We start from the raw sequence: 20,219 nt of genomic DNA, 5'->3' as shown, positions 1-20,219 counted from the left end.
CTTGTACATGCTGCACCTGCCTTCTCTCAGTGGATGATCCCGTTGGTTTTTACGTTCTCGAGGTCAGAAGCTCTCGCCATCCCGGTTACGGGCGGCATCCAGACGTTGGCGAGCCTGAGAAGACAGAAATTGCTGATAGAGGACATCCTCATCACGTGCATCCAGTGTTGCCCCCTGCGCAGACACAAGACTGTCAAACAGAACTCTGCTGCGATCGCCATTCAGAACCCACATGGTGCACAGCTGGGTGTCACCTTCGATCTTGCCGAAGGCCACCGCATCAAGGATGGCGCCATCCAGGCTTTGTTCGGTCAGCTGCTCAGAAACCGCTGTGAAATCGGAGCCCTCAGCGGCACGGCCGCTGCCCGTACCAGTACGGTTCGCCATGGTTTCAACCAGGCTATCCACCGCAACGGAAATCTGCTGGGCCAGCTCCAACCGTGCGTTGGCAGAGGAAGCCTGCTTGCTGATATTCATGTTGCCGTTGAATGCCGTGCAGTCTGTGCCGACAAACTGTGCGTCATTTGGCGGGTTCAATACCCAGTCAGGTAGCGTGATGTCATCAGGAACCGGTGTGACATCGACATTCTTGTTGGCACAGCCTGTCACCAACACGGCGCAAAACAGGGCAGAGAGAGAGAATGGGGTCTTCATGATCGCTCCAACAGAAACCTGGTCGGTGACCGTCACCTGACCTCTTGTTTCAGTAAGAGGGACCGAACACCGGTTCTGAACACGCAATCGCGAAAAACAGTTAGCCGGTATTGGTATGAAGATTGAAGCGACCCCGGCCGGGGCATGGTGAATGAGCAAAACAAAAGCCCACAAAAAAACCCGCCGAAGCGGGTTTTTTGCGTGAAGCCTGTCGTACTGGAAATTACAACCAGTAGACCGTCACGAACAGGAACAGCCATACCACGTCCACAAAGTGCCAGTACCAGGCACCCGCTTCCCAGGCAAAGCAATTATCTTCACTGAAATGCCCCTTGAGTACGCGGATCAGGGTGATGAACAGGAAGATGGTGCCAATGGTCACGTGGGCACCGTGGAAACCGGTCAGCAGGAAGAACAGGCTGCCGTAGATACCAGCGTCCAGAGTCAGGCCCATGTCATAGGCGTGAACGTATTCCAGCGCCTGCAGGCCCAGGAAGATCACCCCCAGGACAACCGTGGCCGCCTGGAACAGAATCAGGGTACCGCGCTTGCCTTCCAGCAGAGCATGGTGGGCGATGGTCAGGGTGACAGAGGACACTAACAGGATCGCCGTATTGATGGCGGGCAGGCCCCAGGCACCCATCGGGGTGGTGGTAGTGCCGTCCGGGGTTTCCGTCAGCGGCCACATGGCCTGGAAGTTCGGCCACAGCAGTTCGTGGGTCATGGCACCGGAACCTTCACCGGACAACCACGGGATGATCAGCCAACGGGTGTAGAACATGGCGCCAAAGAAGGCGGCAAAGAACATCACCTCGGAGAAGATGAACCACAGCATGCCCTGACGGTAGGAACCGCCCAGCTGATTGCTGTGCAGACCACCAACAGATTCCTTGATGGTATCGCGCCACCACAGAGCCAGAACCACCAGCAGCCAGGCCAGGCCCAGGAAGAACAGCGGCTTGCCACTAAAGCTCGGCGCCATATCTGCCATGGTGCTTTGCTGGATGAAATGTGCGCCGCCCACCGCGGTCATGCACAGACCGATGGACGCAGTCAGCGGCCAGGGGCTGCTTTCCGGTACGTAATACTTGTCAGTAGCCATCAAAATTCTCCTCTACAACCGGCTGTTATCAGTTCACAGCCACGCTGTTGTTTTTACCGGCGACCCGCTCTGTCACATCGAAGATCGTGTACGACAGAGTGAATTGATTGATGTGACGCGGAATTTCAGGGTCCAGATAGAAGATCATCGGCATGTCCTTGCGCTCGCCTGCCGCCAGAGTCTGCTGATCGAAGCAGAAGCACTGTGTCTTGTGCAGGTACCGCGCGGCTTCCCCCGGGGTTACCGACGGGATGCTCTGGGTCACCATGTCCGAGCCTGTGGGGTTAGTGGCGTAAAAATGCACCAGGGTGATTTCACCCGGGTGGACTTTTACCCGTTTGGTCTCAGAGGTGAATTCACCGCTGATGCCATCCCCTCTCTGGGTAATGAACTCCACTGTCACGGTACGATCAGCTACCACCTTTTCCGGGGCTTGCGTAGCTGCCGTACTGGATGTCTTTCCGTTCAGTCCGGTGATGTCACAGATCACGTTATAAAAAGGCACCATGAGAAAGGCAAAGCCAAACATGGCCACCGCCCAGATCACCAGCTTTTTCAGCGTACGCTTGTTGCGTTCTTCCACGCTGAGAGGCTGATTGTCGCTCATAGTGCCCTCGTTCCGTGTCCGTTACTTGATAACCGGGGGAGTGTCGAAAGTGTGGAACGGCGCCGGAGACGGCACTTCCCATTCCAGACCTTCCGCACCATCCCAAGGCTTGGCCGGCGCCGGCTCACCCTTCTTCATGGCACAACGAATGGCCACGATCAGGAAGATCACCTGGGACAGACCGAACCAGAAACCACCGATGGAAATCCAGAAGTTGTAGTCCGCAAACTGCAGCGCGTAGTCAGCGTAGCGACGCGGCATACCGGCCAAACCCACAAAGTGCATCGGGAAGAACAGCAGGTTGGCGGAAATCAGGGAGTTCCAGAAATGCAGCTCACCCAGCAGCTTGCTCGGCATCACACCAGACCACTTGGGCAACCAGTAGTAGGCCGCAGCAAAGATGGAGAAGATGGCACCGGTCACCAGTACATAGTGGAAGTGAGCCACGACGAAGTAGGTATCGTGATACTGGAAGTCCACCGGCGTGATCGCCAGCATCAGACCAGAGAGGCCACCACAGGTGAACAGGATCACGAACGCGATCGCCCACTTCATCGGCAGTTCAAAGGTCAGGGAACCGCGCCACATGGTGGCAACCCAGTTAAATACCTTCACACCGGTGGGTACGGAGATCAGCATGGTCATGTACATGAAGAACAGGGTACCGGCCAGCGGCATGCCCACGGTGAACATGTGGTGAGCCCATACCACGAAGGACAGCAGTGCAATGGACGCGGTCGCGTACACCATGGAGGCGTAACCGAACAGCGGCTTGCGGGCAAAGGCCGGAATGATCGCTGACACGATGCCGAAGCTCGGCAGGATCATGATGTACACCTCAGGGTGCCCGAAGAACCAGAACACGTGCTGGAACAGTACCGGGTCACCACCACCAGCAGCATCAAAGAAGCTGGTGCCGAAGTGACGGTCTGTCAGCATCATGGTCACCGCACCGGCCAATACCGGGATAACGGCAATCAGCAGGAAGGCGGTAATCAGCCAGGTCCACACGAACAGCGGCATCTTCATCAGGGTCATGCCCGGGGCACGCATGTTGAAGACAGTCACTACTACGTTGATCGCACCCATGATGGAGGAGATACCCATCATGTGAACGGACAGAATGAACAGGTCGGTAGATGCCGGACCGTACTTGGTCGACAGCGGCGCGTAGAAAGTCCAGCCAAAGTTCGGCGCGCTGGGGTTACCGGCACCAAAGGCGCTCATCAGCACGGCGAAGATCAGGATGCCGAAGGCGAACGGCAGGATCCAGAAGGACCAATTGTTCATCCGCGGCAGCGCCATATCCGGCGCACCAATCATCAGCGGGATCATCCAGTTGGCCAGGCCAACCGTGGCGGGCATTACCGCACCAAACACCATGACCAGACCGTGCACGGTGGTCATCTGGTTGAAGAACTCCGGATCCACGAACTGCATGCCGGGCTCGAGAAGCTCGGCACGAATGACCATGGCCATGAAACCGCCAACCAGGAACATGGCAAAGCTGAACCACAGGTACAGGGTACCGATGTCTTTGTGGTTGGTGCTGAACAGCCAGCGTTTCAGGCCGGTCGGGGCGTGGTGATGATCGTGGTGATCATCATGGGTTGCAGCTGCAGTAGACATTGCTATCCCCTCCCTTATTCGTGGTCGTTAACATCGGCGGGCTGAATCAGATCGCCGGTGTCGTTGCCGAAAGCGTTACGCTCGTAGGTGACTACCGCCGCAATCTGGCGCGGAGTCAGCTGAGCCTTGAATGCAGGCATGGCAGCACGGCCATTCACCAGCACATCGATATGTTCGTTCAGGTGTTCGCTCTTGGTGGCGAAATCCGTGCCCGCGAACGGCAGACCAATACCGCCTTCACCGTTGGCACCGTGACACAGGGCACAGGCAGAGGCGTAAACCTGCTGACCTTCTTCCATGGCCTGGTCGAGACCGGAGAACGGTGTCAGGTCAGGGCCGGATGCGGCTTTTTCTTTCTCTTCGGCGATCCAGTCACGGAATTCCGCCTGGGTCACCACTTCCACGGCAATTGGCATGAAGGCGTGGTTCTTGCCACACAATTCAGCACACTGACCGTAGTAGGTGCCTTCCTTGCCTTCCGGGACCAATGCCCAGGTTTCGTTGACGAAGCCGGGGATCGCATCTTTCTTGCCACCGAAGTCCGGCACCCAGAAGGAGTGGATCACGTCGTCTGAGGTCACCAGGAAACGCACTTTCTGGCCGGACGGGATGACCAGCTTCTTGTCCACTTCCAACTGATAGTTGTGGTCTTTCTCGGGAGCTTCCTGACCGACCCGATCCTTCGCGGTGCCATAGGGGAACAGGCCACCGGCAAGCACCGGGTTGTTGTACTGTTCCGGCGGGGTCGCCAGGTTGGAGAAGAAGGACACGCCAATATCGTTGTCGTCTTCGTAAGTCAGGTACTCATAGCTCCACTTCCAGCGGTAGCCGGTCACCTTCACCGTCAGCTCGGATTCTGCTGTGTCGTCCAGTTTGACCAGCACGCGGGTGGCCGGCACGGCCATGGCGATCAGAATCACGAAGGGAATCACGGTCCACAGGACTTCCAGAAGCACATGCTCGTGGAAGGTGGCCGGATTGGGGTTCTTGGCGCGGCGATGGCGGATCATGGAGAACACGATCAGGCCGAACACCAGCAGACCGATAACGGTCACGATCCAGAGAACGGTGGTATGAAGGTCTTGAATTTCCTGGCTGACCGCGGTGACACCGGGTCGCAGATCAAGATTGGAACGTTCGGTCCAGTCGCTGGCGAAGGTCATGCCACTGATCATCAGTGACGTGAGACCGACCGCCGCGCGGTGGAACAGAGTTGACTGCATGCGTTTGCTCCCTGTTTTCCCCAGCGATGCCTCTATATGGGCACGCTTGTTCTTTGCCGTCACCGGCACCTGGAAAGCGAAGTTTCAGGATTGATACAGCGAGACCCGCCCCACACCTGTCCCTGGACAGCAACGGCCAAGGGGGTGGCCGATTGTTGCTATCGCACAGAGCACAAACACCAATAAAATCAAACAGCTAGTACCCAACTGCCTGGATCCCACCGGGTTGCCATGGGTGCGGCAAAATGTCCCATTGCATTTATGGGCGCCAACTGTAGTCATTCAGGTTATTAAAGTCCAGCCAAATGGTAGGGATTTCAGGCATATGCGCGGTCACTCCCTGTGCTAGACTCCGCGGCCATTTTCCATTAACGGGGCGGTAGATAGCCATGCCGGAAGAGCGTCAGATTTACCGGGTAATATTCCATAACAACGGTGAAGTTATGGAGATCTATGCCTCGCAGCTATATCAAAGTGAGCTCTACGGATTTATCGAAGTGGAGGCGTTTGTGTTTGGTGAGCGCTCCGGGGTGGTGGTGGACCCAGCCCAGGAAAAGCTGCGGAACCTGTTTGGGGATGTCACCCGTTCTTTCATTCCCCTGCATGCCGTGATCCGGATAGACGAGGTGAACCAGGCCGGACCAGGTAAAATTACCGATAGCAAAGCCTCCAACATCACCCCTTTTCCGTACCCACCAGCACCGACAAAAAAATAGGGCGCCGATTGACTCGAACGCCCGAGGGTTGCCTGATATTTTTTTGGAGGAGAAAACGTATTGCTTTCAGGTAATAAGAACACTGCAGCGGGAAGAAGTTCCCCAGCAGGACAAAATTCTTTTACCGGGAGACTTTCACCGGGAACGCCCCTGCCGACTCTCCGTCCGCCACCGCTGGCCCCTGTTCAGCACGGGCCACCAGTCGAATAAACACCGCCAGAATCAAACGCATCACAAACATGACAGGGCTCCCCTGTTATTACTGGATTCTCTGGTTTGAGCCTGTTCGCCGTGGCCGGTTCGCCCCCGAGCCCAGGTTTTACGGGGCTTTTACGGTTGTTCGCCCGATTCCAGCCCAGCTGGAGCCGCGGAAGACGGAGCCTGGGACTGCTCGATGGGCTGCCCATAGCGGAGCGTCGGGTTCACATCATGGGGCGCAATCCAGCCCATCATCATGCTGAACAGGATGAACAGGAAGATCACTACCGAAAACCCTACCCGCCAGGCGAGCGCACGCATGGTCTTGCCTGACTTGCTGTCCCCCTGCACCAGCCCCATCAGGGCGCGCCCCAGAGAAAACACCGCTGCCAGCAGCAACACGATAACAATCAGTTTTACCCACCACATGAAATGCCTGACTCCTTGAGGGACGCCACACCTGTACTCCTGAGCCGTCCTATGTAGAATGTGCCGCCATTGTACTGACCGGCCGCAGCACTGCCCACCAAAGATGGTGCAGTCCGCGACATCACTGGCCCTCCCCAAGGAGCCTCTGATCATGGCAAGCCCCCGTAACGGTTCACGCTGGATGACCCTGATCGCCTTCACTGCCTTGTTCGTGGTGGTCGGCATCTGTTTACGTCTCAGCTGGTGGCAACTGGATCGCGCCGAAGAAAAGCGAGTCTGGCTTGAACAGCAAACGCAGCGCGCGGCCCTGCCACCTGCCGACCTCCATAGCTTGCTGCAAGACAGCTCACCCCTGCACCGTTCAGCTCGGCTGAACGGCCTGGTGGACAATGCCCATCCGGTTTTGCTCGATAACCGCACCCTGAACGGCGTGGCCGGCTACCACTTACTCAGCCCCCTGCAAACGACGGCAGGTCAGTGGGTACTGATCAACCGCGGGTGGCTGCCTCGTGGCCCCAGCCGCCAAACCCTGCCAGACATTCCCGCTATTCAAGACGCTGTGACCGTCACCGGGACGGTCTATCACACCTCTGGCGATGCCTTTGTCCTCCAGGAGGAGACATTGCCTGACAATCAGTGGCCATTACGGGTGCAAAAAGTGGATTTTGACGCCATTGGCGAAAAACTTGGGGTAGAATTGGCGCCCTTTGAAATCCGGGTCACCCCGGAACTGGCGTTGGGCGGCCTGACACCCCTGCCCCGCCACTGGCAGGACGTCACGCCCATGGGCCCCGAACGGCACAAGGCGTACGCCCTGCAGTGGCTCTGCCTGGCCATCGCGGCACTGGTGATTTTCCTGTTCGCCGCCAGCCGGGCACAACGTAAGCGTCTCACTCAGCAACAGGGCCGTTAAATTCGCCCCGGGAAGCAGAACAGACCATGTCACCGAAAACGAAGAACATCGTTACCCTGGTTGCCATCATCAGCCCCTTTATTCTGTTTGCCCTGGCAGGCCGCTATCTGATCGATCTGCGGGAGATGCCACGGACCAACAAAGGCCAGCTGCTAATCCCCCATATCGACATCGCCGACCTGCAGGTGCGCGATAACAAGGGTGGCGACTACACCGGCGAGGACATGACCGGATTGTGGACCATCCTTTATATAGCAGACGGCGATTGTGATACCCGCTGCAAGAACGCGCTCTATTACCAGGTTCGCCAGGTCAGGCTGACGCTGGGTGAGGACATTGACCGGGTTCGCCGGGTTATCCTGCACACCGCGCCAGCGCAAGAAAGCCTGAGCCAATTCTTGAATGACAATGTGGAAGGCATGGTCTCTGTACATGCCTCCCCGGACACCGTACGGCAGGCGCTTGCGCCGGTGTACGCACCGGCAGAGAGCCTGCCGGTGGGCGATATCTTTCTGGTCAGCCCGGACGGCCAGATCTTCATGCGTTATCCCACGCACGAAAACATGGATGCCACCCTGGAAGAGGCGGAGAACATCCGCGTCGATCTCAAACGCACCCTTAAAGGGTCCCTGATCGGTTAATTAGGCTGCTGGTATGCAAACCCCGACTTCTTCACAGCGCTGGCTGCGCGGCTTCTGCGTTCTGGCGGTTATTCTTGCTGCAGGCGTGATCACCCTTGGCGCCTGGACCCGGCTGTCTGATGCTGGCCTTGGCTGCCCTGACTGGCCTGGTTGTTACGGCCATCTGGACGTGCGCAAAGCCATCGACCACGTCAACACCACCAATGAAGTAACACCGGGCAGTCTGCGCGAAGCTCACAAGACTGTCCCGGAGATGGTACACCGCTACTTCGCCTCCACCCTGGGGCTGGTCATCATCGTCATTGCGGTGCTTTCCTTTATTAACCGCAAGCGGGAAAAGCAACCGCTCAAGTTACCCCTGTTCCTGGTCGCTCTGGTGATTTTCCAGGGCATTCTGGGTATGTGGACCGTCACCATGGGGCTGCAGCCCACCATTGTGATGCTGCACCTGCTGGGAGGCTTTACCACCTTTACCCTGCTGGTGCTGCTGACCGCACGGGTGTTCCGCTGGCCCAGCTTTCTCAACGACTGCGATGTGCGGATGCTCAAGCCCCTGGCCTCCATCACACTGGCCGCGCTGATCCTGCAAATTGCCCTGGGCGGCTGGACCGCCAGCAACTACGCCGCTGTGGCCTGTACCGAACTGCCGGTGTGCGAAGAAGGCTGGCAGGAGCGTCTGGACTTCGAGGAAGCCTTTATCTTCTGGGGCCATGAGCATGATCAACCGGATTTTGAATACGGTGTCCTCGATAATCACGCTCGTACCACCATTCACGTCATGCACCGCTTTGGCGCTTTACTGGTGACCCTGCTGGTACTGGCGCTGGTTGCCAAAATCCTGCTGCGCGCCCGCAGCACCTTCTTCCGTAACTTCGCCCTGACCATCCTGTCCTTGCTGGTCGTTCAGCTCGCCCTCGGCATCAGTAACGTGGTGTTTGCGGTCCCTCTGGACGTGGCCGTTGCCCATAATTTTGTAGCCGTTATTCTGCTCGCATCACTGGTACTGTTTATCCGTGCCATCAATGTGAAATGCGGCATACGCAATCCGCGACAGGAAGGAGCAAAATCATGAGCGATACTACAACCTGGCGCGACTACCTTGCCCTCACCAAGCCGGGCGTAGTGATGCTGTTGATGGTCACCGCCGTGGCGGGCATGTTCCTGGCGACCGATCCCCCGGGGATGGTGCCGCTGGATATTTTTATTCCGTCCTTTATTGGTCTCACGCTGGCCATGATGTCTTCTGCGGCCATCAACCAGATCATGGATCAGAAAATCGATGCGATCATGACTCGCACCGAAAAGCGGCCTCTGGTCGCCGGCAAGCTCAGTCCGAAAGCCGCCATTACCTTTGCCGTTCTGCTGGCGGCGGCGTCCATGATCATGCTGTATTTCCTGGTCAATCCACTGACCGCCTGGCTGACCCTGTTTGGTTTCGTCGGTTATGCGTTCATTTACACCCTGTACCTGAAACGGGCGACCCCGCAAAACATCGTGATCGGCGGTATTGCCGGCGCTATCCCGCCGCTGCTGGGTTGGGCTGCCGTGACTGGCGACGTTCACCCCTATGCCTGGCTGCTGGTGCTGATCATCTTCGTCTGGACCCCTCCCCACTTCTGGGCGCTGGCCATCCACCGCAAGGACGAGTACGCCAAGGCTGACATCCCCATGTTGCCTGTCACCCACGGCATCCCCTTTACCCGGGAATCCGTGCTGTACTACACCATCCTGCTGTTCATCTGCACCTTGCTGCCCTACCTGACCGGCATGAGTGACCTGATCTACCTGCTGGCCGCGCTGATTCTGGGCCTGGTATTCCTGTACCACGCTGTGCGGCTGCGCTTTTCAGATGACCCGAAACTTCCCATGAAGACGTTCGGCTACTCCATCACCTACCTCTTTGCCCTGTTCACGGCTCTGCTGGTGGATCATTACCTTCCCGTAAAACCCACTGACGTAGCCATCTGGCTGGGGGCGTAAAAACCAATTGATAATGGATAATTGATAACTGGCGCGAGCCAGGTTTGAGGTTTTCAGACGCGAGAGGCCGTGCCCAGACTTTGGGCGCGGCCTCATTGCTTTCAGATTCCTGGCCAGCCCTTCCGCGCCGTTATCAATTGCCCCCTCGCATCCTGCCCACCACATCGCGCTATACTGTCAGCATCGAAAAATTACCGGGAGGCAACCATGGCAACCCGCAGCATGGATGACTGGCTTGACGCCTATGGCGAGAGCCACCAGAACCCCACCAACAAGAAAGTGCATTTTGTCTGCGTGCCGGTGATTTTTTTTCACCATCGTCGGTTTTCTCTGGGCGATACCCGCCCCCCTTTTCACCGGCTTCTGGGCCTGCCTGGCGCTAGTGTTCGTTACCGCCTACTACGCCCGCCTCTCCAAACCTATCGCCCTCGGCATGCTGGTCTTCAGTGTTATCTGCCTGGCCGGGCTTGGCCTGATCACCTCGATCGGCATCAGCGTCGGGCTGTTTTCACTGGTGGTCTTTGTACTCGCCTGGATCGGCCAGTTCTGGGGCCACAAGGTCGAAGGCAAGAAACCCTCGTTCTTTGAAGACATCCAGTATCTGATGATCGGACCCGCCTGGATCATGGGCTTCCTGTACCGCAAGTGGGGCATCAAGTACTGATACTCCGCAACGGCTTCGGCGCAGAACCACCTTTCCCCACTGGTACTTTTGCAGTAGTTTAGAGCGACAATCATCTCTGCTTGGGGAAGGACCACCCGCATGGGCACTTTGCTTTTCTTTGGCGTGATCGCCGCCGTCGTTATCTACATCATCGCTGTATACAACCGACTGATCGCCCTCAAGAACCGCTTCAAAAACGGTTTTGCCCAGATCGACGTGCAGCTACAGCGCCGCCATGATCTGATCCCCAATCTGGTGGAGACCGCCAAAGCCTATATGAGTCATGAGAAAGAGACCCTGACTCAGGTTATCGAGGCGCGCAATCAGGCGGCCAGCGCCAAACAGGCCGCCGCCGCCCACCCCGATGACGCCAGCGCCGTGGCCCAACTCGGCAAAGCAGAATCCATGCTGTCCGGCTCCCTCGCCAACTTCTTCGCCCTCAGTGAAAATTACCCGGACCTGAAAGCCAACGAGACCATGAGCCAGCTCATGGAAGAGCTGACCAGCACCGAAAACCGCATCGGCTTTGCACGGCAGGCCTTCAACGATGCCGTCATGAACTACAACACCTACCGCGAGCAGTTTCCGCAAAACTTTATTGGCGGACTGTTCGGCAGCTTCAAGGAAGCCCAGCTGCTCAAGATCGAGAACGAAGAGGCCCGCAAGGCCGTCAAGGTCGGTTTCTGATCCGCTGAGATTAGACCATGGATTTCTTCCAACACCAGGAACGTGCCCGGCGTAAAACCGGCTTGCTGGTGCTCTATTTCGTCGTGGCAGTGGTGGCAGTGATCGCCAGCGTGACCGCCGCCATGCTGCTGATCCTGCATTTCTCCGGCGCGGGAGTCTCTCTTCAGGCTCCCTGGGCTCATCCCTTTACGGCCTGGATCGCGCTCGGCACCTTTGTGGTCATTGTCGGCGGTTGTCTGGTGAAAACCTGGCAGCTACGCAAGGGCGGCCCCGCCCTCGCCGAGATGATGGGCGCCAAGCCAATCGACGCCACCACCACCGATAACAGCGAGCAGCGTCTGCTTAACGTGGTGGAAGAGATGAGCATCGCTGCCGGCATCCCGGCACCCAGAATCTACGTGCTTGAGCAGGAACCGGCCATCAACGCCTTTGCCGCCGGCTTCCGTCCTTCAGAAGCCATCGTCGCGGTCACTCGGGGCACCCTGGACAAACTCTCACGGGACGAGCTGCAAGCGATTGTCGGGCATGAATTCAGCCACATTCTCAATGCTGACATCCGCATCAACCTGCGGATGGTGGCAGTGCTTGCCGGCATTCTTGCTGTGGGCAAAGTCGGCGAATATCTGCTTCACAGCCAGCGTCATCAGTCCCGATCGTCCAGACGCAACAACAAGGGCAATCTGGTTATTGTCGGGCTGGCCCTGATGGTCATCGGCTATGTGGGCTTGTTCTTCGGACGCCTGATCAAGGCGGCTATCAGCCGTCAGCGGGAGCTGCTGGCTGATGCGTCTGCCGTGCAATTCACCCGTAACCCCGATGGCTTGGCCGGCGCCCTGATCCAGGTGCGCAACAACGGCGGCTCCTATCTTGCCAACGCCCATGCGGAAGACATGAGCCATATGTGCTTTGTGCTACCCGTCAAGATGCACCTGCAACGCTGGCTCTCCACGCACCCGCCGGTTGATGAACGCCTCACCGCTCTGGGTGAGGGCTGGGTTGCGCGAGCCAGGGCCCGGGCCAGACAATCCGGCGACCCGTCACCCAACCCACCGTCAGCGCCACAGGCTGCCAATGTGGACGGTTCTCTGGGCTTCGCCCCGGGCGCCAACCCTGCCCGGGTCTCCAGTCAGGTAGGGACCGTCAAAGACGCCGACATTGATTGGGCACAGACCACGCTGGCGCAACTGCCAGAGGAAATTCGCCAGTCCCTGCGCCAGCCGCAAGGTGCCCGCAGGGCATTGCTGGCCCTGATTCTGGCCAGCAATCGCAACGACACGGCCCACCAGCTTCGTCAAGCAGGGTTGGCTGACGAGCAGCCTGCCCTTGAGACACTGGCAGAAGCACTTCGCCCCCTGGGCGCCACCCTCCGCTTGCCGGTCATTGATCTGGCCTTGCCCGCACTGAAGAACGAACCCCGTGCCGCCCGCGAACAGCTACTTGCTGAACTGGAGTCTCTCGCCAAAGCGGACAACACCTTCAGCTTGTTTGAATGGGCGTTGCTGGGGCTGGCAAGGCAACAACTTGGCGAGCGGGCGGGGCGCAACCGGCACACCCGTTTTCATCGCTATGGCGCGGTAGCGGCAGAACTGCAGCTACTCTTTTCCCTGCTGGTGTGGGCCAGTGGCGCCACACAAGACACGGGCACGGCATTGTTCAGCCGCTATACCCAGGGACTCCTTCCTGCCGGGCGTACCTTGCTCCCGTTGACCCACTGCAGCAGCGACAAGCTGTTTCAGGCTGTCGACCGCCTGACGGATCTGTCCCCCTTGCTAAAGGGTCCTATCATCGACAGCGCCGTCGACCTGGCCATGGATGATGGCGAGCTGAAAAGTCAGGAGCGGGAAATGCTGCGCGCCCTGTCCTCCCTGCTGGAATGCCCCCTTCCACCCTGTTTTGGCGACCACTGATCGCTTTGCCGAAGTGAATCCTCTTCAAAAATAGGAAAAGGCTTACACTGAGTTACGCAAATCGCCTATTTTTTAGCACGTTTGTGCATGCAGAATCAGGTCATTGTAGGGAGAGGTTGAAAGGACATGGAATTCAACAAAGTCAGCACTCGCAATGCCTGGGCCGCCGTAGAGCACATCACCTCACAGGTGCGGAGCGGTACCCTGAGCCCTGCCCTGACCCAATGGGTACGCGGCCACGGTTTTAACCCCGATACCACGGTATTTTCGGGTGTATGCCTGTTCGATGATGATATCTACACTGGCACCCTGATCGACCACCACGAGCATGTCTGGGAATTCCTCGCCGACCTCAATGATGACAGCGCCAGCGAGCTGGACGATGTCACCGCCGAACTGGGCCCCAAATCACCGGACCACCCTGATGCCGATCTGTGTGATCGTGTGACGATGGCGATCCTGTTTCACCGCGAAGAATTGATCGCGGCCTGATTCAGTCACTGCCACGCCGGTAGGGCAACAACGAACGCGCCTCGTCACGGTAACGCTGCACGTGCTCGGCCTCCTCCCGGCAGAAATCAGCAATGGCTCGCTGAAAGGCAGGCTCACGCAGGTGATGCAACGACCAGGTAATCACCGGTTCGAAACCGCGCAGGATCTTGTGTTCTCCCTGCACCCCGGGGTCGAACTCTGACAGTCCGGACGCAATGGCATGCTCAATGCCCTGGTAGTAACAGAGCTCGAAGTGCAGCCCGTCGCACTCTTCAAGGCAACCCCAGTAACGACCGTAAAGACAGTCGCCATCCTGAAAATACAGGGCCGCCGCCAATGGCTGCTGGCCACGACGCGCCAACACCAACATCAGCTGATCCGCCATGGCCTCACGAATCGCCGCAAAAAACGCTTCATCCAGATAGGGGAGCTGCCCACGTTTCAGGTAAGTGCTGGCATAGCACTGGTAGTAGAAAGCCCAATCCTCATCGGTAATTTGCCCGCCCTGTAAACGTGTGACAGCGATGCCCTGCTCGGCAATGCGGCGCCTTTCCTTGCGCAGGTTCTTGCGCTTTCGCGACTGGAACCGGCTCAAAAAGTCTTCGAAGTCCTGATAATCACGGTTGAACCAGCGAAAGTGGCAGGCCTGCCGGGCAATCAGGGGTAATGTCGACAGCTGCTCTCGACACGCCCTGTCAGGAAACAGCACATGCCAGCCACTGGCGCCCTGCTGCTCCATTTGCTCGCTAACCGCCCCCCAAATCTGGTCTGCATTCAGGGTGCCACGCCAACGGGGCCCCACCACAGGCGTAAACGGAATCGCCGTCACCAACTTCGGATAGTACGCCAGCCCATGGCGCTGATAGGCGTCTGCCCAGCTGTAATCGAAGACATACTCGCCACGGGAATGACTGCGGGCGTAGAGGGGCAACCAGCCTTGATTCAGCGTTTGATGACAGGGGCCCCAGCCGCGCTGGGGGCTCACCGCCCCGCCACTTTCCAGTGCCGCAACAAAAGCGGGCTTGAGAAAAGGATAATCAGTCAATGTGACTCCACATGAGTTTCCCTGCCGGCTTGGGTACAATGCGCCAGTTGCACGGTCGTACAGAGCGCTGACAAGCCCAAACCGGGCCCGGTACCGCGCCGCCCTGCTTCACCGCCTCCTTTTTATCCGGCGGTTTTCGACACTTTCATCATTGTGAATACATTTTTTCAACAAGGTAATGTCTAGTCCATGAATGTTTCCAAACCCCTGACCGCATTTTATATCGCTGCGGCACTGTTACTGGCCATCCCCGGCGCCTGGCTGCTTTTCGCCCCGGAAATGGCTGTTGTCACTATCCACGAGAATCTGGCGTTTGTGCAGGTCTCCAACATTCACAGCCAACAAACCGGGCTGGGCCTGCTGCTGGCCGCGGCGGTCAACCTGGCCTGCCTGCTGGGCGGCCCGCAGCGGGTTCCGCTGCATGTGGCAGTGTTTTTCTACCTGGCAGGTCTGGTCGCCAGCCACGGCAACGCGGTATTCGCCGACCAATGGTGGCTGTGGATCCCCGCCCTGGTCTACCTGCTGCCGCTGATTCCGTTTGCGAAGCTGGTGCCCGCAAAATTGCCACTGCCAACGGGCGGAAGCGGCCAGCAACGCGGTGAGGTGAAGTGGTTCAACCCCAACAAGGGCTTCGGTTTCATCCTGACCGACAAGGGTGAGGAGCTGTTTGTGCACTTCAAGGCCGTTCAGAATGGTGGCCGACGCAGCCTGCGGACCGGCACCCGGGTTCGCTTCGACACGCGCATGTCCGACCGTGGCGAACAGGCCGATAACGTTTATATCGAGCAGTAACCCCGAACGCATTTCGGGGCTCGCAACACAACCCTGTTGCCGCCCCGATTGCCCGACCCGGAATAACAACAATGACACTGGCAATCGCAGACTGGATTGTCCTGGCCGGTTATCTGTGTATCGTGCTGGGCATTGGCATTTACTTCTCTCGCCGTAACACCTCTACCGAAGAATACTTTGTCGGCGGGCGTCGCTTTCGAGGCTGGGTGATCGGCCTGTCGCTGGTGGGCACCTCCATCAGCTCGATCACCTTTCTGGCCTACCCCGCCGACGCCTTTAAAACTGACTGGCTACGCTATCTTCCCAATCTGGCATTACTGCCTGCGATCCTGGTGGCGGCCTTTGTATTTCTGCCGTTTTTCCGCCGCGGCAACATGACCAGCGCCTACGAATTTCTGGAAATGCGCTACGGGCCCTCAGTACGGGTCTACGGGGCGGTAGCGTTTCTGGTGGCACAGGTGGTTCGCCTGGCCATGATCCTGTGGTTGCTTTCCCTGCTGATTCAGCAAGTCACGGGCTTGTCGCCCACCACAGCCATTGTGCTCGGCGGGCTTTTTGTGGGGTTATACACCGTGATTGGCGGTATCGATGCGGTGATCTGGACCGATGTGCTGCAAACTGTGGTACTGCTGTTGGGTGGGATTCTCTGCTTGTGGGTGATTCTGGAGGCACTGCCCGGCGGTCTGGGCCAGATCGTCGATCAAGCCGGGGCGGCCGGCAAGTTTGCGTTGGCCCCCTGGGAGAATGGCGCTCCCGGTGAGACCTCCTGGTCACTGTCGCTGAGCGAAAAAACGGCCACCATGATGCTGCTGATCGGCCTGACCAACTGGCTCACCGAATACTCCAGTAATCAGAACACGGTGCAGCGATACTGCGCCTCACAATCCACCCAGGAAGCCCGTCGCGGCCTGTGGGTGTATCTGTTCACCGCCCTGCCGATCTGGGCTTTTTACATGTTTCTGGGTACCGCGCTCTGGGTGTTCTTTGAAACATTCCCGGATGCTCAGGCCAGCGCCATTCTGAATGGCGAGGCCCGTGCCGAAACCCTGATGCCGCATTTCATCACCGGCTACCTGCCTGCCGGCGTGGCCGGCCTGGTAATCGCCGCCGCTCTGGCGGCTGCCATGAGTTCTCTGGATTCCAGTATCAATTCGGTGACAACGGTGAGCGTGGTCGACCTCTACCGTCGGCATTTGCGCCCCGGCGAAGACGATCGCCACTACCTGAAAGCGGCCTGGACCATTGCCGTCGCGGTGACAGCCCTGATGATCGCTGGCGCGTTGTGGCTAAATGGCGCTGACACCAAGACCCTGCAGGACACCTCGACCATTCTGGTCTCGCTGCTCGGCGGCGGGATGCTGGGGCTGTATCTTCTTGGTTTCTTCAGCCAGCGTGGCGATGAACGGGCCGCCTGGTGCGGCATTGCCTGTACTCTGGCCTTTACCGGCTGGACCGTGTTGACCAACAAGGGAATGTTGCCGGAGGCGCTGAGCGCCCCCTTTGATCTCTACTACACCGGGTTGATCGGCAACGTACTGATGTTTGTCGTGGGTTATCTGGCCGCATCACTGTGGTCTGCCCGGGCCACGTCAGCCCGGTCTTCCTGACACTCGCCACGGGACCGCAACAAGCGGTCCCGTAACAGCCAACCCACCGCCCAGCACACCAGCCAGGGGTCGAGCAGGTAATCCCAGAGGTTATCACTGACCAGAAGATCGGCCCGAAAGGCCAACTGCGCCGCCACCAGGATCAGGCAAGAGGCGTAAGCACGGGTGACCCAGCCTACCAGCCCAACCAACAGCAGCCCTGTGCTCAAGGCAAAGTCACCAAACCCCATGGCATAGGGGTCCGCATAGGAGGAACCCATACTGGTCGGGTAGAACCAAAGCGCCAGCACCACCAGCATCAGGCAGGCACTGCGCAACTGCCCCACCGGCAACCAATAGTAGCCGGTGATCCGGTGCTTGATCGCCAGAATGGCCAGTAAACCACTGGCAATACTGAACCCCGACAGATAGCTATTCACCCAGGCCGCCGGCCCCCACGGGTAGGGCAGCAGCGCCCAGACAAAGACCAGCACCGCCAAAACGATACGGGGTTTGCGCTCAAGCAGTGACGCACTGATTCGCAGCTGTACCGCCACCAGCACCAGTGCCGTAATCAACAGATCAATGGTCATTCTGGCGCTCCTTGTCTGAGGGGGATGCAATGTCTGGCTGGCTCGGCGGGTTCTCACCAGCCGGCAACCAGGCATGACGAATCGCGCTCTTGTTCCAGGTGTAAAGCACGTGCAGATCCCCGTTGCGGGCGCGAATCATGTAGGGGTAGTCATACTGGAACCGGCAACCATGTCGCTGATCACACTTATTGGCCTTGACCCTCTCCAACAACACATCCGGGTTGTCCGGAGCATTTTCCGCCTGCAGTTCATCGCGAATCAGCGCTTCGTACTGGCCTGTCGTCAACTTCTCGTCACGCCACTGCTCACGGTCATGCAAGGTCCAGGCGACCTGCCAGGTTGCCCCCGCATCCCGGGTTTCGCGGATACACAGATCGTCACGCTCTTCCCGGTTACAGTTGGCCACCAGCAGCCAGTGATTCTTGCCCAGCACCACACCACCCACTGCCGCGCTGGGATTTTCCAGACGGGAGTATTCCAGCGGCGACCATTGCCATCCCCCATCGCCACTGTCGGATTGATACAGATAGCCGTTGTTGGGCTCGTTCTCGTTTCTCAGGAAAGACACCGAATGGTCAGGAGCATCCACCAGCACCAGAGGCTGGATCGCCTTGCGGCCGTGACCAATACGCGCACGACCAAGAATCCGGCTGTCCTCGTCGAGACGTAGGATCTCACCGTATTTGCCAATCATTTCGTGATAAACGGGCAGGCCGATAGTGCCGTCTGCGTACTGCGCCGGGGGCGTTTTGACCAGGGTACTGATATTCAGGAACGGGGTCGTGACCAGCGCCTTGTCGAACGACCAGGTTTCTCCCTGATCGTCAGATTCCAGCACCACGATGCGACTGGCTGCCCAGCCACCAAAACTGACTGCGACAACAAACAGTCGCATGCGGCCATCGTCATCCAGAACGGGAACCGCATTGCCCAGCTTGCGGACATGCCGGTTCCAGCCCACCGCGATCTGTTCCCGGGTCACCACCACGGCTTCGTCAGTCCACTTGTCAGCGGCGGGGTCAAACAACGCGCTGTGAATCGCCACATCCGCCGCCCCTTCACGGGTACCGGCGAACCAGAAGGCTCTCAGCCTGCCATCCGGTAATTCGACCATGGACGGCGCATGCACCAGGCGGGTATCGGCATCGGAGGCAAATTGCCCCGCCCACTGGCCGTCATACTGCGTATCGACCGCAGGCATGTCCGGTATCAGGGGAGGCGTCGGACGCCATATGTGAGAGGGTGAAGCAGCATAGTAGCCCGCCACCAGGGCCATCCCCACTACAAGATGAAAAGCGCGTTTCAACATAAAGGACAAGTCGTTATATCAATGATTGGCGCGCCTATTGTCCATGAATCGCACGCCAGTGCCACCGTAGCCTGCCCTGCGGCACATCAGAATAGACAAGACGAGTCGATTTCGCTGCTGATCAGTAAATTGCCTGCCATTGACCAAGCCATCTCTGCCGACCGTCCGAAGTTGTGAACTCCTCCACTGGCTTTTGATCAGAATGTGTTCACAGCGACTGGGCGATGTCATAATGATGACAGACATTATTCGAAGAACAGCACCAAGGACTCTGCATTCTGCAATGGAACGTTTTGCAATTGCCTGGCTGGCATTATTGCTGGCCCTGTCGTGCCTGCCAGCCCACGCTGAAGACGACAACGACTGGAAACTGGTCAGCGAACGCAATGGTATTCAGGTCTACATGAAGCATCGTGATGAATCACGACTGAAAACCTTCCGGGGTACCACTCGCTTCACTCTCAAAGACGAATATGCACTGGTGGCATTAATGAATGACTATGCCTCCTACCCGAAATGGCTGCATTTCATTGACAGCGCCGAAGAGTTTGACCGGCAAGGCCCGCTCGATCGTAGCCTGCGGTTTACCACCCAGCTCCCCTGGCCGCTGGCCGATCGCGAGGCCGTGCTGCGTGCCAAGGTGCACCAGATCCTCAACGACGAGGAAGAGTCGGTGATGATCGAATTGATCAATCGCCCGGATGCCCTCCCTCCCAATAATGACTACATCCGGTTCCCGGAAATGTGGGGAAAACTGGGCTTTACCCGTATTGGCAATGACGAGGTGGAAATGGTCTACGAGATCATTCTCGATCCCGGGGGGTATATCCCCGCCTGGATTGCCAACATCCTGCTGCGTGACGCGCCGTATTTCACCCTTGAGCGGTTGCGACGCATCGTCATGAAACCGGAATACCAGAACCGCTACTATGACTATCTGGATCTGCGCGGCCCGGGACGACCTGAGTCTGCCGCCCCGCTGACACCAGAGGAAAGCGCGCCAACCCAAAACGCTCTGTAAAGGCCGAAAGGGAGATAATGAAAACGTAACA

Annotated in this window: 21 protein-coding genes and 1 pseudogene; 13 read left to right on the top strand and 9 right to left on the bottom strand. The window is 58.1% G+C overall.

Translation table 11 applies throughout. From position 1 onward, the window contains the following. Window positions 1-63: 63 nt before the first annotated feature. The 5 genes from A15D_RS03530 to coxB all read right to left on the bottom strand — a co-directional run bounded on the left by A15D_RS03530 (window position 64) and on the right by coxB (window position 5,215). Entirely contained in the window at window positions 64-654 is a 591-nt protein-coding gene (locus tag A15D_RS03530) for a hypothetical protein (RefSeq protein WP_102790798.1), read from the bottom strand. 223 nt (window positions 655-877) lie between these two features. Continuing rightward, window positions 878-1,756: a cytochrome c oxidase subunit 3 gene (locus A15D_RS03525; RefSeq protein ID WP_022986894.1), complete on the bottom strand. Its 879-nt coding sequence runs from the start codon at window positions 1,754-1,756 to the stop codon at window positions 878-880. Between the two features lie 28 nt (window positions 1,757-1,784). Further along, window positions 1,785-2,363, bottom strand: a complete 579-nt coding sequence (locus A15D_RS03520) for a cytochrome c oxidase assembly protein (protein WP_102790797.1) — start codon at window positions 2,361-2,363, stop codon at window positions 1,785-1,787. Between the two features lie 21 nt (window positions 2,364-2,384). Beyond that, the gene (gene ctaD / locus A15D_RS03515; RefSeq protein WP_102790796.1) at window positions 2,385-3,992 is read right to left on the bottom strand and encodes a cytochrome c oxidase subunit I; all 1,608 of its coding nucleotides are present in this window, start codon (window positions 3,990-3,992) and stop codon (window positions 2,385-2,387) included. Between the two features lie 14 nt (window positions 3,993-4,006). Beyond that, entirely contained in the window at window positions 4,007-5,215 is a 1,209-nt protein-coding gene (coxB, locus tag A15D_RS03510) for a cytochrome c oxidase subunit II (RefSeq protein WP_102790795.1), read from the bottom strand. 389 nt (window positions 5,216-5,604) lie between these two features. Here coxB and A15D_RS03505 point away from each other — a divergent pair, with 389 nt between their 5' ends. Beyond that, window positions 5,605-5,931 carry a DUF1820 family protein gene (locus tag A15D_RS03505; protein ID WP_102790794.1) on the top strand — a complete coding sequence of 109 codons (327 nt, stop codon included), beginning with the start codon at window positions 5,605-5,607 and terminating at the stop codon, window positions 5,929-5,931. A gap of 330 nt (window positions 5,932-6,261) precedes the next feature. Here A15D_RS03505 and A15D_RS03500 read toward each other — a convergent pair whose 3' ends face one another. After that, a complete protein-coding gene (locus A15D_RS03500; protein ID WP_102790793.1) occupies window positions 6,262-6,558 on the bottom strand; it encodes a twin transmembrane helix small protein in 297 nt (98 codons plus the stop codon). Window positions 6,559-6,709: 151 nt separating this feature from the next. Here A15D_RS03500 and A15D_RS03495 point away from each other — a divergent pair, with 151 nt between their 5' ends. From A15D_RS03495 to A15D_RS03460, 9 genes and pseudogenes are all read left to right on the top strand, one after another. Then, complete coding sequence (locus A15D_RS03495; RefSeq protein WP_233192046.1) at window positions 6,710-7,471, top strand: SURF1 family protein; 762 nt, start codon at window positions 6,710-6,712, stop codon at window positions 7,469-7,471. Between the two features lie 26 nt (window positions 7,472-7,497). Then, window positions 7,498-8,112, top strand: coding sequence for a hypothetical protein (locus tag A15D_RS03490; protein ID WP_102790792.1), 615 nt, complete (start codon window positions 7,498-7,500; stop codon window positions 8,110-8,112). Between the two features lie 13 nt (window positions 8,113-8,125). Beyond that, entirely contained in the window at window positions 8,126-9,184 is a 1,059-nt protein-coding gene (locus A15D_RS03485; RefSeq protein ID WP_102790791.1) for a heme A synthase, read from the top strand. Beyond that, window positions 9,181-10,092, top strand: a complete 912-nt coding sequence (cyoE, locus tag A15D_RS03480) for a heme o synthase (RefSeq protein ID WP_233192044.1) — start codon at window positions 9,181-9,183, stop codon at window positions 10,090-10,092. The genes A15D_RS03485 and cyoE overlap by 4 nt, the downstream gene beginning before the upstream one ends. Before the next feature lie 207 nt (window positions 10,093-10,299). Then, a pseudogene (locus A15D_RS17510) lies at window positions 10,300-10,359 on the top strand (hypothetical protein); the annotation flags it as partial. Window positions 10,360-10,474: 115 nt separating this feature from the next. Continuing rightward, window positions 10,475-10,756 carry a DUF962 domain-containing protein gene (locus A15D_RS17440; protein ID WP_255407656.1) on the top strand — a complete coding sequence of 94 codons (282 nt, stop codon included), beginning with the start codon at window positions 10,475-10,477 and terminating at the stop codon, window positions 10,754-10,756. Window positions 10,757-10,855: 99 nt separating this feature from the next. Next, window positions 10,856-11,443 carry a LemA family protein gene (locus A15D_RS03470; RefSeq protein WP_022986882.1) on the top strand — a complete coding sequence of 196 codons (588 nt, stop codon included), beginning with the start codon at window positions 10,856-10,858 and terminating at the stop codon, window positions 11,441-11,443. Between the two features lie 17 nt (window positions 11,444-11,460). After that, the gene (locus A15D_RS03465; protein ID WP_102790789.1) at window positions 11,461-13,350 is read left to right on the top strand and encodes a M48 family metallopeptidase; all 1,890 of its coding nucleotides are present in this window, start codon (window positions 11,461-11,463) and stop codon (window positions 13,348-13,350) included. 126 nt (window positions 13,351-13,476) lie between these two features. Beyond that, a complete protein-coding gene (locus A15D_RS03460) occupies window positions 13,477-13,842 on the top strand; it encodes a hypothetical protein (protein ID WP_102790788.1) in 366 nt (121 codons plus the stop codon). Between the two features lies 1 nt (window position 13,843). On the opposite strand, the gene A15D_RS03455 is transcribed toward A15D_RS03460, so the two are convergent. Next, the gene (locus A15D_RS03455; protein ID WP_102790787.1) at window positions 13,844-14,887 is read right to left on the bottom strand and encodes a GNAT family N-acetyltransferase; all 1,044 of its coding nucleotides are present in this window, start codon (window positions 14,885-14,887) and stop codon (window positions 13,844-13,846) included. A gap of 189 nt (window positions 14,888-15,076) precedes the next feature. On the opposite strand from A15D_RS03455, the gene A15D_RS17485 reads away from it, so the two are divergent. Together A15D_RS17485 and A15D_RS03445 are read left to right on the top strand one after the other, a co-directional pair. Next, complete coding sequence (locus tag A15D_RS17485; RefSeq protein ID WP_022986878.1) at window positions 15,077-15,679, top strand: cold shock domain-containing protein; 603 nt, start codon at window positions 15,077-15,079, stop codon at window positions 15,677-15,679. Between the two features lie 71 nt (window positions 15,680-15,750). After that, window positions 15,751-17,286: a sodium:solute symporter gene (locus A15D_RS03445; RefSeq protein WP_102790786.1), complete on the top strand. Its 1,536-nt coding sequence runs from the start codon at window positions 15,751-15,753 to the stop codon at window positions 17,284-17,286. Here the strand turns inward: A15D_RS03445 and A15D_RS03440 are convergent. Then, entirely contained in the window at window positions 17,232-17,858 is a 627-nt protein-coding gene (locus A15D_RS03440; RefSeq protein ID WP_199175744.1) for a hypothetical protein, read from the bottom strand. The genes A15D_RS03445 and A15D_RS03440 overlap by 55 nt on opposite strands. After that, window positions 17,848-19,059 carry an exo-alpha-sialidase gene (locus tag A15D_RS03435; protein WP_233192042.1) on the bottom strand — a complete coding sequence of 404 codons (1,212 nt, stop codon included), beginning with the start codon at window positions 19,057-19,059 and terminating at the stop codon, window positions 17,848-17,850. The genes A15D_RS03440 and A15D_RS03435 overlap by 11 nt, the downstream gene beginning before the upstream one ends. A gap of 391 nt (window positions 19,060-19,450) precedes the next feature. Between A15D_RS03435 and A15D_RS03430 the strand changes: the two genes are divergently transcribed. Continuing rightward, window positions 19,451-20,188, top strand: a complete 738-nt coding sequence (locus A15D_RS03430) for an START domain-containing protein (protein ID WP_102790784.1) — start codon at window positions 19,451-19,453, stop codon at window positions 20,186-20,188. The last annotated feature ends 31 nt before the right edge of the window (window positions 20,189-20,219 follow it).

The sequence above is a fragment of the Alcanivorax sp. MD8A genome, from assembly GCF_002888555.1.
Taxonomy (GTDB): Bacteria; Pseudomonadota; Gammaproteobacteria; order Pseudomonadales; family Alcanivoracaceae; genus Alcanivorax.
The sequence above is the reverse complement of the archived record's forward strand: the minus strand, read 5'-3'. Positions and strand labels throughout refer to the sequence as shown.

Bases quoted from the DNA above. Each gene is read 5' to 3' on its own strand.
- A15D_RS03530 (WP_102790798.1), bottom strand. From the start codon at position 654: ATGAAGACCCCATTCTCTCTCTCTGCCCTGTTTTGCGCCGTGTTGGTG.
- A15D_RS03485 (WP_102790791.1), top strand. From the start codon at position 8,126: ATGCAAACCCCGACTTCTTCACAGCGCTGGCTGCGCGGCTTCTGCGTT.
- A15D_RS03520 (WP_102790797.1), bottom strand. From the start codon at position 2,363: ATGAGCGACAATCAGCCTCTCAGCGTGGAAGAACGCAACAAGCGTACG.
- A15D_RS03430 (WP_102790784.1), top strand. From the start codon at position 19,451: ATGGAACGTTTTGCAATTGCCTGGCTGGCATTATTGCTGGCCCTGTCG.
- A15D_RS03440 (WP_199175744.1), bottom strand. From the start codon at position 17,858: ATGACCATTGATCTGTTGATTACGGCACTGGTGCTGGTGGCGGTACAG.
- cyoE (WP_233192044.1), top strand. From the start codon at position 9,181: ATGAGCGATACTACAACCTGGCGCGACTACCTTGCCCTCACCAAGCCG.
- A15D_RS03495 (WP_233192046.1), top strand. From the start codon at position 6,710: ATGGCAAGCCCCCGTAACGGTTCACGCTGGATGACCCTGATCGCCTTC.
- A15D_RS03465 (WP_102790789.1), top strand. From the start codon at position 11,461: ATGGATTTCTTCCAACACCAGGAACGTGCCCGGCGTAAAACCGGCTTG.
- ctaD (WP_102790796.1), bottom strand. From the start codon at position 3,992: ATGTCTACTGCAGCTGCAACCCATGATGATCACCACGATCATCACCAC.
- A15D_RS03435 (WP_233192042.1), bottom strand. From the start codon at position 19,059: ATGCCTGCGGTCGATACGCAGTATGACGGCCAGTGGGCGGGGCAATTT.
- A15D_RS03500 (WP_102790793.1), bottom strand. From the start codon at position 6,558: ATGTGGTGGGTAAAACTGATTGTTATCGTGTTGCTGCTGGCAGCGGTG.
- A15D_RS03525 (WP_022986894.1), bottom strand. From the start codon at position 1,756: ATGGCTACTGACAAGTATTACGTACCGGAAAGCAGCCCCTGGCCGCTG.
- coxB (WP_102790795.1), bottom strand. From the start codon at position 5,215: ATGCAGTCAACTCTGTTCCACCGCGCGGCGGTCGGTCTCACGTCACTG.
- A15D_RS03460 (WP_102790788.1), top strand. From the start codon at position 13,477: ATGGAATTCAACAAAGTCAGCACTCGCAATGCCTGGGCCGCCGTAGAG.
- A15D_RS17485 (WP_022986878.1), top strand. From the start codon at position 15,077: ATGAATGTTTCCAAACCCCTGACCGCATTTTATATCGCTGCGGCACTG.
- A15D_RS03505 (WP_102790794.1), top strand. From the start codon at position 5,605: ATGCCGGAAGAGCGTCAGATTTACCGGGTAATATTCCATAACAACGGT.
- A15D_RS03490 (WP_102790792.1), top strand. From the start codon at position 7,498: ATGTCACCGAAAACGAAGAACATCGTTACCCTGGTTGCCATCATCAGC.
- A15D_RS03470 (WP_022986882.1), top strand. From the start codon at position 10,856: ATGGGCACTTTGCTTTTCTTTGGCGTGATCGCCGCCGTCGTTATCTAC.
- A15D_RS03445 (WP_102790786.1), top strand. From the start codon at position 15,751: ATGACACTGGCAATCGCAGACTGGATTGTCCTGGCCGGTTATCTGTGT.